Origin of the sequence: Thermococcus thermotolerans, from assembly GCF_024707485.1 — an archaeon.
Classification (GTDB): domain Archaea; phylum Methanobacteriota_B; class Thermococci; order Thermococcales; family Thermococcaceae; genus Thermococcus; species Thermococcus thermotolerans.
The window spans coordinates 952,256-965,487 of record NZ_CP102602.1; the positions used below are offsets into that span (position 1 = coordinate 952,256).

The 13,232-nt window shown below is 54.5% G+C and carries 10 protein-coding genes; 5 read left to right on the top strand and 5 right to left on the bottom strand.

Going from position 1 to position 13,232, the window contains the following annotated elements; translation table 11 throughout:
- Window positions 1–2,499: a maltodextrin phosphorylase gene (gene malP, locus NUS69_RS05450; protein ID WP_258084758.1), complete on the bottom strand. Its 2,499-nt coding sequence runs from the start codon at window positions 2,497–2,499 to the stop codon at window positions 1–3.
- 102 nt (window positions 2,500–2,601) lie between these two features.
- Window positions 2,602–4,479, bottom strand: coding sequence for a phosphoenolpyruvate carboxykinase (GTP) (locus tag NUS69_RS05455; protein WP_258084759.1), 1,878 nt, complete (start codon window positions 4,477–4,479; stop codon window positions 2,602–2,604).
- Window positions 4,480–4,703: 224 nt separating this feature from the next.
- Here NUS69_RS05455 and NUS69_RS05460 point away from each other — a divergent pair, with 224 nt between their 5' ends.
- The 5 genes from NUS69_RS05460 (at window position 4,704) to NUS69_RS05480 (ending at window position 9,587) form a co-directional block, all read left to right on the top strand.
- Window positions 4,704–5,789 (top strand): NDP-sugar synthase, encoded by a 1,086-nt coding sequence (locus tag NUS69_RS05460; protein ID WP_258084760.1) that lies wholly within the window; start codon window positions 4,704–4,706, stop codon window positions 5,787–5,789.
- Window positions 5,790–5,799: 10 nt separating this feature from the next.
- Window positions 5,800–6,507 (top strand): phosphohexomutase domain-containing protein, encoded by a 708-nt coding sequence (locus NUS69_RS05465; protein WP_258084978.1) that lies wholly within the window; start codon window positions 5,800–5,802, stop codon window positions 6,505–6,507.
- A gap of 101 nt (window positions 6,508–6,608) precedes the next feature.
- A complete protein-coding gene (tmk, locus tag NUS69_RS05470; protein WP_258084761.1) occupies window positions 6,609–7,232 on the top strand; it encodes a dTMP kinase in 624 nt (207 codons plus the stop codon).
- A 238-nt stretch (window positions 7,233–7,470) separates the two neighbouring features.
- On the top strand, window positions 7,471–8,361 hold the full coding sequence (locus tag NUS69_RS05475; protein WP_258084979.1) for an ABC transporter ATP-binding protein: 891 nt from the start codon (window positions 7,471–7,473) through the stop codon (window positions 8,359–8,361).
- Entirely contained in the window at window positions 8,358–9,587 is a 1,230-nt protein-coding gene (locus tag NUS69_RS05480; RefSeq protein ID WP_258084762.1) for an ABC transporter permease, read from the top strand. Before NUS69_RS05475 ends, NUS69_RS05480 begins: the two co-directional genes overlap by 4 nt.
- Before the next feature lie 13 nt (window positions 9,588–9,600).
- On the opposite strand, the gene NUS69_RS05485 is transcribed toward NUS69_RS05480, so the two are convergent.
- From NUS69_RS05485 to NUS69_RS05495, 3 genes are all read right to left on the bottom strand, one after another.
- Window positions 9,601–10,470: an alpha/beta hydrolase gene (locus NUS69_RS05485; RefSeq protein ID WP_258084763.1), complete on the bottom strand. Its 870-nt coding sequence runs from the start codon at window positions 10,468–10,470 to the stop codon at window positions 9,601–9,603.
- 2 nt (window positions 10,471–10,472) lie between these two features.
- Window positions 10,473–11,777: an MFS transporter gene (locus NUS69_RS05490; protein ID WP_258084764.1), complete on the bottom strand. Its 1,305-nt coding sequence runs from the start codon at window positions 11,775–11,777 to the stop codon at window positions 10,473–10,475.
- A 92-nt stretch (window positions 11,778–11,869) separates the two neighbouring features.
- Window positions 11,870–13,192 carry an SLC45 family MFS transporter gene (locus NUS69_RS05495; RefSeq protein WP_258084765.1) on the bottom strand — a complete coding sequence of 441 codons (1,323 nt, stop codon included), beginning with the start codon at window positions 13,190–13,192 and terminating at the stop codon, window positions 11,870–11,872.
- Window positions 13,193–13,232 lie beyond the last annotated feature (40 nt).

Below are 13,232 nucleotides of genomic sequence, written 5' to 3' on the forward strand. Positions count from 1 at the left end.
TTACTCGAAGCCCTTCCATTTAACCAACCCAAGCAGGAACCTGTGAGGCAGCTTCTCGTGGTGAGGATAAACACGGAGTGCGTAGTGCCAGCAGGGGTCACCGAGGTGCCTCAGTGCCGTCCCCTCATAGGTGTAGAGCCACATGTCTCGGCCGAGCTTCTTCGGGCGCCTCAGCTCTACGATGTAGGGCCGCTCCACATGGTAGCCCTCCACCCTGACGCCATAGTAGAGTTCGACCCTGACGTCCTCAGGTTTAAGACCGTCCAGGTACACAGCAACCTCAAAGCCGCTCCGGTCGTCCCTGACCTTGATGTGCTCCACGACCACCTTGTCCCAGGATGCCATGACGCGCTCCTTCCATGCGGCTATCTCCTTGGTGCCCCTGTAGTTCTCGCGGGTCAGCCAGATGTGGTTGCTCATGGCCTTCGCATAGAATCTGCCGACGTACTCCTTGACCATCCTATGGGTACTGAAGCGCGGCGCTATGCTCTTTATGCTCTCCTTCATCATGTATATCCACTTCTCGCGGTTGGTGTAGTATGTCGGGATTATTTCCCTCTCAAGGAGGTCGTAGAGGGCCTGCGCATCCTTCACATCGTCCGCCTCTGTTTCAGGCTCCGTTGTCTCCTCCCCAACAACCCAGCCGTTCTTGCCGTTGTAGCCCTCGACCCACCAGCCGTCGTAGATGCTCGCGTTGAGGACGCCGTTCAGTCCGGCTTTCATGCCGCTCGTCCCGCTCGCCTCCATCGGCCTGCGGGGTGTGTTGAGCCAGACGTCGACGCCAGCGACCATGAGTCTGGCACTGCCCATGTCATAGTTCTCCAGCACGAATATCTTACCCCTGAACTCGGGCATCTGACTGACTTCATAAACGCGTTTGAGGAACGCCTTACCGGCCTCGTCCATTGGGTGGGCCTTGCCACCGAAGACTATGTAGACCGGTCTTTCGGGGTTGTTGAGAATTCTCTTTAGCCTCTCAAGGTCAGTGAACAGGAGGGTCGCGCGCTTGTATGTTGCGAAGCGTCTGGCAAAGCCGATTATGAGTGCGTTCTCGTCCATGTCCGGCAGGGGATCGTCCGTTCCAAGGCGCTCGTTCCGCCTCATGACCTTTCTCCGGAGGAACTCTATGAACTGCCGCTTGGCTTCGAGGTGCGCCTCCCAGAGCTCCTCATCGGGAATCATCTCAACGGCGTACCAGAGGCCTTCGAGATTTGTGTGCTCGCGCCAGATTTTGCCCAGATAGCGGTCAAAGAGCTTCCTCATCTCGTTGTGAACCCACGTCATGGTGTGGATTCCGTTCGTGATGCCCTCGATGGGTATCTCGTCTATGGGAACGTCTGGCCAGAGATCCTTCCACATGCGCTTGCTGACCTCCGCGTGGAGCTGGCTTACGCCGTTGACGTAGCTCGACGTTCTTATCGCGAGCAGGGTCATGTTCAGCTGGTCGCCCTCCCTCCCGAGCTCCAGCAGTTCTTCCCTGCCCTCAAGGAACTTTGCAAGCCTCTTCCTGACCTCCTCTATCGGAAACCTGTCGTGGCCCGCCGGTACTGGGGTGTGTGTTGTGAATATGGTAGTCCCGCGCACTATGCTGAGGGCCTCGGTAAAGGTAAGGCCCTCCTCCATGTACCAGGCCATTCTCTGGAGGTTAGCAAAGGCGGGGTGTCCCTCGTTGAGGTGAACCACGCCGGGCTCTATTCCGAGGGCTTTAAGCAATCTCATCCCACCAATTCCGAGGAGTATCTCCTGCTTTATCCTCTTGTCTATCTCCGCGTTGTAGAGATAGTCGCATATCGTCCTGTCGTCGGCGCTGTTCTCGGGCACGTCCGTGTCGAGGAGGTATATCTTCACCCTGCCGACCGTGACCTCAAAGGCCCTCGCGTAGACGATTCCCTCCCCTATGGGAACCTCTATCAGCAGGGGCTTTCCGTCCCTGCCGAGAACCGGCTTGATGGGCATCTCCTCTGGCCTATATTCCGGGAAGACCTCCCTCTGCCTGCCGTCCTTGCCTATCTCCTGCCTGAAATAACCGTGCTTGTAGAGGAGGCCTATAGCTATGAACGGAAGTCCGAGGTCGCTCGCGGTCTTCACATGGTCGCCGGCTAGAATTCCCAGGCCGCCAGAGTAGATGGGCAGGCTCCTGCTTATTCCGTATTCCATGCAGAGGTACACTATCGGTTTGTCCCACTTGGGGTAGTTGGTCGAGAACCAGGTCGAGGAGGGGTTCATGTAGTCCTCGAACTGCTCGGTTACGAGGTCGTAGAGGTTCATAAAATCGTCATCTTTGAGAAGCTCGCGGAGGCGGCTCTGGGGAACGTCAAGAAGGAGTTTGACAGGGTTCTTGTGCTCCTGCCACAGCTCTGGATCGATGTACTCCCAGAGCTTTGTTGCCCTTCTGTTCCAGCTCCACCAGTAGTTGTAGGCAAGCTCCGCCAGGTCCTTCAAAGGATGGGGAAGCTTCTCTCTGATTACATCCTGGGTAGGGGTGTCAAGTTCCATCATGGCAACCACCCGTGTATCATCATGGGTGATAAATATTTGGGGACAACCTTAAAAAGTCTTGCCACTCGGCAGATGCCGAAGATGGGCAGAAAAAAGGAAGGCTCAGGGGCCCTCAAGCTGGAACGGGCTGATGTAGTCCCCATACTTCTCTCTGGCCTGGAGAAGCCTGCTCCGCTCCTCTTCGAGGATCCTGAACAGTTCCTCGGGGACGTCCCCAGCCTGCTCGCGGTATATCCTCTCAATGCGCTCTATCTTCTCTAAAAGCTCCGGAACCCTTACCGTGAACTGCCTCTCGTAGTCCTCCCTGCTGTATTCCTTGTTCAGGACCTCCCTGAAAAGCCTCGCCAAGTCCTCGTACCTTGGAATGTAGCCTATCGGCGTCTCTATGGCATCGACGTCGCCGTGGACGCGAAGCTCCATCCACTTGAGCCAGACGGCCTTGTCGAGCTTGTGGTTGAGCCAGTTGCCGTTCTCGTCGCGGAGGAAGTAGTTCACCGCAAATATCTTGGGGGCCTTCCTAAGCTTCTCCCCGAACCTCAGGTAGTTTTCGATGTATTCCCCCAGGGGAACGCTCATGAAGTCGAGTATCGCCATCGGGTTGAAGGCCCTAACACCTTCTTTGCCGAGCGTTGCCGCGGTGGTCTCGCTCTCAAGCGAAGCTCCCATCGTAACGACGCCGTGCTTCCAGTCGAAGGCCTCTCTCACCGGGGGCCACGTGTCCTTGTCCCTGCCGCCGAAGATCATTCCACCTATCTCGACGCCGCACGGTGCTTCGAGTGCATCCATGTCGACGTTCGGGAAGTGCTCAAGTGAAACTGTGAAGCGGGCGTTCTTGTGGCTCGGCGGTATCTCGTTGCCCTCTTTATCCTTCTTGCCCTTCCACCACTTTCCGCTGTGGTTCTCGCCTTCCTCCGGAATCTCTATGCCCATCTCGTTCCAGTAGGGCTTTCCGTCCTTGACAAGGACGTTGGAGAATATTATCTCGACAGGGGAGTAGAGAACCTGCCATATTATCGGGTCGTCCTCGGGGTTGACACCCTGGATTATGCCGAAGACCCCCTTCTCGACGTTAGCTCCCCTTGCGACGCCGTTGAAAGGCATTATAAAGGTCAGATCGTCGCCAACTATATTCTCCCAGCTTATCATGGCGGTGGATGTTTTTCCACACATGCTCGGATAGGCGCCGGTGAAGTAGGTCTTCCTCCCGTTGGGGCCATTGACGCGCATCAGGAACATATGCTCGCTGAGCCAGCCCTCCCTGACGGCACGCTGGATGGTGAGCCTGAAGGCGAGCTTCTTGAGGCCTATCGTGTTTCCTCCGTACTGGGTGTTGACGGAGTAAACAGTCTCCCCAACGAGGTCTATGTAGATGCGCCTCTTATCGAGGTTCTTGCTGGTCTTTCTCTCATCGAGCTCACCGGCGGAATGGACGAAGCGGAAGAATCTGGCCTGCCTTCCGAGGCGTTTGAACTCTTCGTAGCCCTTCCGGTAAAGAATGAACTCGGAGTGGGCTACGTAGGCCGAATCGGTGAGCTGGACTGCCGGGATCGTGAAAACCGAGTTCTTCGGCCCGAGGACGAAGAAGCACACGAAGAGCTCCTTACCCTTCATGATGCCCCTCATGAGTTCCCGTATCTCCCTCAGGCCCTCGTCCCTGTCCTTGGTGTTCAGGAAGGGAATCTCCTTACCTTCAGGAACGAGGAGCTTGGTGTTGGCCTTGTCCCTGGCCTGGTCGTAGTAGTTGTCGTAGTGGACGGTGTGGTTCGGCGTTTCGAGGAGCTTTTCCTCCCCGTAATAGAGTGCCTTCCAGCGGACGTAGTTCTCGTCCTCCTCGCTGTCAGTGCACACAAAAACCTTATCCGGCTCAAGCCATTCAATCCAGTCCGCCAGAAACTCGTGGAGTTCGGGATTGTCTATCGCCCTGATTTTTTCAAACTGCTCTTTATCAAGGAGCTTTTCAAGCCTCTCCAAGGCGTTCATAATATCGCCTCCGATTGGAGTTGGATTCATGCTTAAAAATTCTTCGTCGTTGTGACTGGCGTGAAACGAAATCTGAAGCCTTTGTCGTCCCAATCTTTTAGAATAAGGTCGCTGATCGTCACAAAGACAGCATGTAATGTTCATAGTTAGTGATTGATGTCCATATCCCTACCTTCAGCGCAAAGTATATTAACCGACGGTGATATACTCCATTGGTGCGCGTAATGAAGGCAGTGATCCTGGCCGGAGGCAAGGGCACAAGGTTATTACCGCTGACAGTCTACAGACCAAAGCCCATGATACCCTTCTTCAACAGACCGCTGATGGAATATGCCGTTCAAAGTCTTGTAAACGCCGGCGTTGACGAGATATATGTCCTCGTCGGATACCTCAAGGAGCGCATAATGGACTACTTCGGAGACGGAAGCCAGTGGGGGGTACAAATACACTACTCCAACAGGGACAACGTGAAGCTTGGAACAGCGGGAGCCACAAAGAAGGTCGTTAAGGAAATCGATGAAACGTTCTTCGTCGTCTCAAGCGATGTGCTGACCAACCTCAACCTTAAGGCCCTGTACGAGTACCACCGCAAAAAGAAGGCCCTCGCAACCATAGCCCTCTCCAGGGTGGATGACCCCAGCCAGTACGGCATTGCAATAATCAACGAGGACGGGAGGATAATCCGATTCAAGGAAAAGCCGAGGCCAGAGGAGGCGTTCAGCAACCTCGTTAACGCAGGAATCTACGTCTTCGAACCGGAGGCCTTTGACCTCGTTCCCAAGGGGAAGAACTTCGACTTCTCCAAGGACCTCTTTCCGAGGATGCTTGAAAACGACCTGGCCCTCTATGGGTTCCCGTTCAATGAGTACTGGAACGACGTTGGAAGGCCATCGAGCTACCTTCAGGCCACTGAAGATGTTTTTCTCGGCAGACTGCTCCTTCCCGGCCTCAGAACCGAGAGCCTCAAGGGCAACCTTGAGCACGGCGGTGCCCTCATAACGGGCAGGAGATGCATACTGAGGCGGCCGGAGGTGAGGGGCTTTGCCGTGCTGGGAGACGACGTGGAAATCGGCAGAAACGTTAAAATAGAGCGTTCGGTGATATTTTCAGGGGCCGTCATAGAGGAGGGCGCCGAGATTAAGGAGGCTATAATAGGAGAGAACGTCCGCGTGGGCAAGGGTGTCCTTATACAGCCCGGCAGCGTTATAGGCGACAACACGCTCATCGAGGACTTCAGCAAGATAGGCTCCAACGTCAAGATTTGGGTGGAGTCGAGGATTGGTAAGGAAAGTATAATACTCCCGGACTGAGGTGGTGGAAGTGGAAGTGTACTACTCCCAGAGGTTCAACCCCGAGGAACTCGCCCTTCTCGGAAGGGCCATAGGGACGATATCCCACGGCACGATAATAGTCGGAAGGGACGGCAGGGCAATATCCAGGTACGGAAAGCGGGCCATGGTGGTTGGAATCGTCAGCACAGGCTCGACCATAATGGACGTCCGCCTTATTCCGCTGATAGCCCTGAAGGACTTTGCCCACAGAAAGGGGCTTCCGCTGGCTTACGTCTACTATTACGGCGGTGTCCGCGTTTATGTCAGCGGCATTGACAGCGACGAGATAGGGGCCATAATGGAGAGCAAAAGCTTCATCGAGGCCCAGCCGAACGACATCGGGGCTACCGTGTACTATCCAAATGCCCTGGATGACTTCCTCCACGAGGTCTTCAAGTACTACAACTTCAGGGTGGAGGGCAAAGCCCTGGTTGATGCCATGAACACTCCCGCCGTGCTGTTCTTCCCACGCATGAGCGACCACTTCGGCTTTGAGGTCGAGCTGATAAACGACATGATGACGAGCTACCTTCCGCCGAAGCCCAAGGAGGTCTTCATGCACAAGCTCCAAAAGGGCGAATACGACTTTGGATTGCGCTTTAGGCCGGAGGGCATCGTGGAGTTCTACAAAGACGGTGAGGAGCTCGAATTCGGCAGCATGTGGAAGCTCCTCGACCACATGAGGAAAAACCTTTGAATTTTTGCCCTTCCTTTTAAATCTCCTAAAAATCTTTAAGAGAAAAGCGTTAAAAGGGACGGGTTCATTATAATCTCCCGTTCATTTTGGGGGTGACATCTGTGGGAGCATTTATAGTCATGGAAGGCATCGATGGCGCAGGTAAATCAACCCAGGCAAAACTTCTGGCAAAGTGGTTTGAGGAAAAAGGCTATGATGTAATTCTAACCAAAGAGCCAACGGATACTGCATTTGGAAAACTGATAAGGAAGCTGGTTCTCACCGGAGGACGTGAGGGTATAATCGACGGCGCCAGGATAAGTCACGAGGCCGAGGCGCTTCTCTTCGCCGCCGACAGGGCGGAGCACGTAAGCAAACTGATAAAACCCGCCGTTGAGGCGGGAAAGGTGGTAATATCAGACCGCTACTTCTACTCGTCCCTCGCCTACCAGTGGGCAAGGGGACTCGACCTTGAGTGGTTAATCGACCTGAACCGCTTCGCGATACGGCCAGACCTTGTAATCCTCCTCGATCTGCCCGTCAAGGAGAGCATGAAACGCATCAACGGGCGGAGCATAAAGACCGAGTTCGACAAGATAGCGGAGCTTCAGAAAAAGGTGCGCGAGAACTACCTCAAGTTAGCCGAGCGCTTCCCAGAGATCAGGATAGTGAACGCCCTCGCGAGCGTTGAGGACATCCACAACGACATAGTGGCGCTGGTTGAGCACGAGCTCTTCAAGAGGTAAGGGGTCGGCCAGTGCCAGTCTCTTCATCCGTAGCGAATCAGACCGGTAAACGCTCTTCATCCCCCTTCTTTCCTCGACGGATTCTTTTTAAAACCTTGGCATCAACTCCCTCAGGCCGATGACGAGCGTTAGCCACGCTGAGCGGTGAGGAGAAGAGGGTTAGCCGAGGCCGTTCTGAATCCCAGAGTTTCTCCAAGTTTTATATCTAATGACGTTCAAATGGATAACAGGTGAGCCAATGAAGGCCCTTGAGATTAGAAAACTGAAAAAGAGCTACGGGGATTTTCTGGCACTGAAGGGGATAGACCTTGAGGTTGAAGAGGGCGAGGTTTTCGCACTCCTCGGGCCCAACGGTGCCGGAAAGACGACGCTCATAAGGATTCTGGCCGAGGGATTGGGCTACGACTCCGGTGAGATACTGGTCTTCGGAAAACCTCTATCAAAGAGAACCGCGAGACTGATCGGCTACGCCCCCCAGGAGAGCGTCGCCTACGACCTCCTAACTGTGGAGGAGAACCTGCGATTCTACGCCGACCTCTACGACGCACCGAGAGAACGGGTGAGGAAGCTCATTTCGGAGTTTTCTCTGCCCGCAAAGAAGAAAGCCAGGGAACTGAGCGGCGGCTTTAAGAGACGCCTGAATCTGGCGATAGCGCTCCTCTACGAACCGAAGCTCTTAATTCTCGACGAGCCTTCAGCCGGGCTAGACGTGCCGTCGAGGAGGGAGCTCTGGAACCTTATAAGAAGGCTCCGAGAGGAAGGGCGAACGATACTCCTGGCGACCCACTACATGGAGGAGGCAGAGGCACTGGCAGACAGAGTGGCGATAATGAACGAAGGGAACGTGATAGCCGTCGGAACCCCGGACGAGCTGAAATCGCTCGCTGGAGAGGGGAGCGTGATACACGTTGAAGGCATTCTGAAGGGCACCGAACTCGTGAAAAAGGAGTTTCCAAGGACAATAGAGCGTGAGGGCACGCTCAGGATTGGCGTGGAAGAATCAAAGACCGCCCTGCCCAAGATCGTCGAACTGCTAGTCGAAGCGGGAAGCGAAATAAGGACGATAAGGGTTGAAGAGCCGACCCTTGAGGACGTTTTCCTGAAGCTCACGGGGAGGGGACTGGAATGAAGGCGAGAGCAATCAAGGCCATAATCGGCAAGGACTTGAGAGAAACCAGAAGGGAAAAAATGGCCCTCTTCTGGATATTCGTCTTTCCGCTCATGTGGATCACCCTGCTCGGAGGCATCTGGGGTGGTCACAACCCGCCGATAACCGTTGACGTCGGCGTCGTCTACTTCAACGAGAGCACCCCCTTCACAGCGGCGGACGTCGTTAACGTCATGGAAAACGTGACAATGGATGGTGTCCACGTTTTTAACATCGAAAAGTATCCCAACGAGAGCGCTGGGGTTGACGCGGTTAGAAACGGAAGAATCGATGTTCTCCTGGTCTTTCCAAAGGGCTTCGGAGAGAACGTTTCGAGCGGCCTTCAGGCAAAAGTCTACGCATACTTCGACAGGAGCGACCCCCAGAACTACCAGATAGTGAGCGGCGTCATCAAGGGCTTCTTCTCGGAGTTCGAGAAGGAGATGGCCAAAAGAAGGTTGAACATCACCCTGAGCTACATGGAAAAGTACGTTCCGGCAAACATCGCAGGAAACTTCACCATCGAGGATTTCAGGGGATACCTCATTGGTCTTACGAACCCACTTGAGCTTGAGGAGAGGGAAGTGAGGGGAGAAGCGCCCTCCGCCATTCAGTTCTACGTCACGAGCTTCATCGGGATTCAGTTCCTCTTCGCCACGATGCTTATGATAGGCTCCGGAACGCTTGAAGAGATAGAACACGGGACTTTGAGGCGTATATCTGCCTCACCAGCGACGGCGTGGGATTTCCTGGCCGGAAAGATGCTCTCGACCTTCATCGTCATAACCGTGAGCATACTCATCGGGATAGTTTACGCAAAGATTGTCTTCGGGGAGACGGTCTTTCCAAGCGCCCTGGGCTGGCTCATAATATTCCTCGCGGCGGTCTTCTCAATGAGCCTCGGACTGGCGATAGCCATGGGCACGAGGAGCATAAAGGCCACCAACGCAATAGTCAACCTCATCTCGATGCCCCTGCTTTTCTTGGCAGGAATCGTCATCCCGGCGAGCATACTCCCCGGGTGGGCCAAGCCCATAGCGAACTACTTCCCCCTCGGAACTGCACTGAAGAGCCTCCGCCTGCTGGAGCTCTACCACAGACCTGCAAGTGAAATACTGCCGGGCCTTGTATGGCTGGCCGCGAGTGCCTTTGGAATGCTCCTGATGGCGGTGGTTCTCTACAACTGGGCGATAAAGAGGCTGAAATAAAACAAAAAAGAGACTACGCCAGAAACTTCCCCAGGAACTCCCCAACTTTTCTCTTCCACTCCTCCGGATGGAGCTTAAGTGTTCTTACATGGGGTGCGTCGGTTATCCACAGCTCGGAGTGGGGATTCAACTCCCTGTTTTTTTCGTAGAACTCTCTTACCTCCTCGACATTCACTAGAGGGTCGCCCTCACCGGCTATTAGAAGGAGGGGTTTTTTAATCCTTTCAGCATATTCCAGCATGTTGAGCTCCTTCGCCCCACTAAAGAGCTTTGTAAACGGTTTGACAAAAGTGTAGAGCCATTCGGGGAGCTTTGCAAAGTATTTGAGACCTCTGGCACCGGTTCTGTCAAGATATATTGGTGGGCTGTCTGCCACGCCGCAGCAGACCTCCTCAAGCTCGGAGAGTGCACGTATCGTAACGATTCCACCCATCGAGAACCCAACCAGTGCGATCCTCTGCGCCCGTTCGGGGTGGTTCTCCCTCAGCCACGCTACTGCCGCCCTAACATCGAGCAGTTCCCTGTCGCCAACCGTTGTGTACTTCCCCTCGCTCTTTCCGTGGGCCCTGAAGTCAAAGGCCAGAACGTTGTAACCCTCTTTGAGCAGAAACTCAATTGTGTCCTTCATGTAAACCTCGTCCCACCTGCTTCGGGTGTATCCGTGGAGCGGAAGAACGGTCTTATCGCTCCCCCTGTCTATCCACCAGCCGCTGAGTTTCAGGCCGTCCTCGGTTGTGAACTCAACGTCCTCGTAATCAAAGCCGAAGTCTTCAGGCGTCCAGTTCCCGACAAAGCGCGGTGGTTTGGCCATTTTGTAGGCAACAAAAGCTGAAAAGGCCAGGAAAGCCAGAAGAATAAAGATTAAAACACCAAGCCATACCATGCTCAACCCTCCTTCGCGACATCGAGGTTCCTCATGTACCATATCATCGGCATTGCCAGGAGGACGAGCAGGGCCCCGATCGGGAAGAGCACCCTGTAGTTCTCCCCTGCGAGGTCAACTATCGCACCGCCAATGATCCCAGCGAGCAGAACCGGAAGGGAGCGTGTGGCCTCAAAGAAGCCGTAATACCTGCCGGTAAAGGCTTCCCTCTCGAATTTTGTGAGCAGGTCACCGATTACCGGGTATGAGGCGGCCATGAGCACTCCCCAGCCAAGTCCCGCCACTCCCAGGGCAATCACTATCTCGGTCTGAGTCTTTATGAACCATCCCCAGAGCTGGGGGAGGGCGAATATAAGTCCCCCGAGGATTATGCTTAACCTCCTCCCGAGTTTATCGTAGATTATACCTCCCGGAAGGGCACCGAGGAGGACCGTTATGTTGAAGAGCGCCATAAGGTAGAGGCCGAGCGAGGTTACCGCTTTGATGTTTTCCTCGGTCGCGGAGCCGTAGAGGATGTAGGCCAGGATTCCATAGAGGAATATGGCTATGAACTCGAAGCTCATCCACCAGAGTGTCTGCGCCGCGTAGAACTTGAGAAAATCGCGGTTCTCAACGATGCTCCTGAGGTACTCCCAGAGGCTTTCGTCCTCCTCGATCTCAGGGGCTTCTGGCTCCTTGACGATGAAGTACACGAAGAGGGCCGCGCCTATGAGAAAGGCCGCGGTCACAAGGAAGGGGATCTTCAGATAGGGTGTCTGTGCCAGCGCCTTTATTCCTTCGTTCTCTCCGGTTTCAGCCACGGCCTTCGCTATCAGGAATCCGGCGAGGCCAAACAGGAAGAGGTTGCCCGCCCATTCGAGGAGTGTGATAACTCCACTCGCCTTTCCTCTCTGACCGCTTTCGATTGTATCCGGCATCAGGGCACGGTACTGTGCGGTGTAGAGGTGCATCGAGAGGTAGAAGAAGCCAAGGGTGAGCGCAAAGCCCCACAGCGGAACGCCCATCGCGTAGCCGGTGTATACCATCAGTGCCGCGATTCCTGCCAGAAGGCCACCCGCCATTATAAATGGCCTTCTTCTCCCGTGCTTTGATTTGAGTGTATCGCTGTAATAGCCGAGGAGAACCGGTATGAAAAGGCCAATAAAGCCCTCAGCGGCAAGGATGGTTCCCTTTACAAATGCCGAACCGGTGTAGCTTGAGAGCAGTGGAAACGAGAGTCCCTTGTTGAGAGCCCATCCCGTGCTCCTGCTGAAGCCCAGCAGGGCAAGACCCAGAACAACCCCCCAGCTGAAACCCTTTCGTTCCATGGTTTCACCCCCTTATTTTACACACCTATGTCAAAAGGAAGTTTTTACGTTTTCGGTTCAACGGGCTAAATAGGACAAAAAATGAAAGGATTTTAGTCCATATCCGGAACGTAGTCCAGTATGTCGCCCCTGCGCCGGACGATGTCCCCACGCCTGACGAACTGCATCGCTATCGCCGAGAGTACGAAGAAGGTTATTGAGAACGGTATCAGCGTCCTGTAGCCGATGAGGTCGAGGAAAGCTCCCGCCAGCGGAGGTGCAACGAGGTTCGCCGCCTGGCTGAAGAAATAGTAGAGCCCTGTGTAGCCGCCAAGCTTCTCCTCGGTGGTCATGTCAACTACCATGGGCAGGGAGTTGACGTTCACCATGGCCCAGCCCATGCCTCCGACGAAGAAGAGCCCCATGAAGGTCATCACAACCGGATCCGTTAAGGAGCTGGATTCTGGCTTCTGGCCCTCGCCAACGAGATAGGCCGCTATGAGTATGGCAACTATCACTATCAGCCCGAGCGTTATGGTCTGTCTCCTGCCAAGCCTTGCCCCGATAAAGCCTGCTGGAATTGCAAATATCATGAAGCTGAGGGAGAACAGGCCGAGCATGAACGCGCCGGTGCTCTCCTCGATACCGAGGTAGTACTTGGCGTAGCTCGTGAAGAAGGTTTCCAGGGAGTTGAAGGCTATGAACCAGAGGAATATGGCCAAAAGTATGGCGAGCAGGCTCCTCTCGTGGCTGGCGAATACATCCTTGAGGTTCTCCTTGAGCTCACCGAAGCTCTTGTGTGATGTCTCCGACAGGAGCTTCCTGATGCTGACCTTCTTCCCGGGAACGCGGTACTCCTCCGGCTCGGGGACGAAGAGGACAACTAGGAGGTTGGCGAGGAGCATTATCGCGGCACCGAAGTAGAACGGGTAGGCGTAGTTCATGTCGTAGAGGGCCTTGCCGCCGAAGTACGCCAGCAGTGCCCCAAGGCCGCCCATAAAGTTGATTATCCCGTTGGCCTGGCTTCTCTTTTCACTGGGGGTTATGTCAGGCATGAAGGCAACAACCGGGGAGCGGAACAGTGCCATGAAGAAGTTCATAAAGACTATCGTCCCCATGAAGAGGGCAAGGTTCTCATACATCCTTGAAACCGGTATGAGCGCAAACATTATTGCGGCGGAGGGGGCACCAAGGAGTATGTAGGGCTTTCTGCGCCCCAGTCTTGTTCGCGTCATGTCGCTTAATGCCCCAAGGAACGGGAGGAGGAGAACCGCGAACAGGTTGTCGATGGTCATTATGAAGCCAGTCACTGTTTTGCTGAGATGGAATGTGTCCTGCAGGAATATCGGCACGTAGGCGTTGTAGAGCGCCCATATTATACTTATTCCGAAGAAGCCAAACCCAAGGAGGAATATTCTCGAATATTTGAACTCCAAGATACTCACCCCCGCTGTGGGTCGTGACAACAGGGAAAAT

Excerpts from the sequence above, each read along its gene's own strand:
- NUS69_RS05490 (WP_258084764.1), bottom strand. The coding sequence starts at position 11,777 with ATGGAACGAAAGGGTTTCAGCTGGGGGGTTGTTCTGGGTCTTGCCCTG.
- NUS69_RS05475 (WP_258084979.1), top strand. The coding sequence starts at position 7,471 with ATGAAGGCCCTTGAGATTAGAAAACTGAAAAAGAGCTACGGGGATTTT.
- NUS69_RS05485 (WP_258084763.1), bottom strand. The coding sequence starts at position 10,470 with ATGGTATGGCTTGGTGTTTTAATCTTTATTCTTCTGGCTTTCCTGGCC.
- malP (WP_258084758.1), bottom strand. The coding sequence starts at position 2,499 with ATGATGGAACTTGACACCCCTACCCAGGATGTAATCAGAGAGAAGCTT.
- NUS69_RS05480 (WP_258084762.1), top strand. The coding sequence starts at position 8,358 with ATGAAGGCGAGAGCAATCAAGGCCATAATCGGCAAGGACTTGAGAGAA.
- NUS69_RS05455 (WP_258084759.1), bottom strand. The coding sequence starts at position 4,479 with ATGAACGCCTTGGAGAGGCTTGAAAAGCTCCTTGATAAAGAGCAGTTT.
- NUS69_RS05460 (WP_258084760.1), top strand. The coding sequence starts at position 4,704 with ATGAAGGCAGTGATCCTGGCCGGAGGCAAGGGCACAAGGTTATTACCG.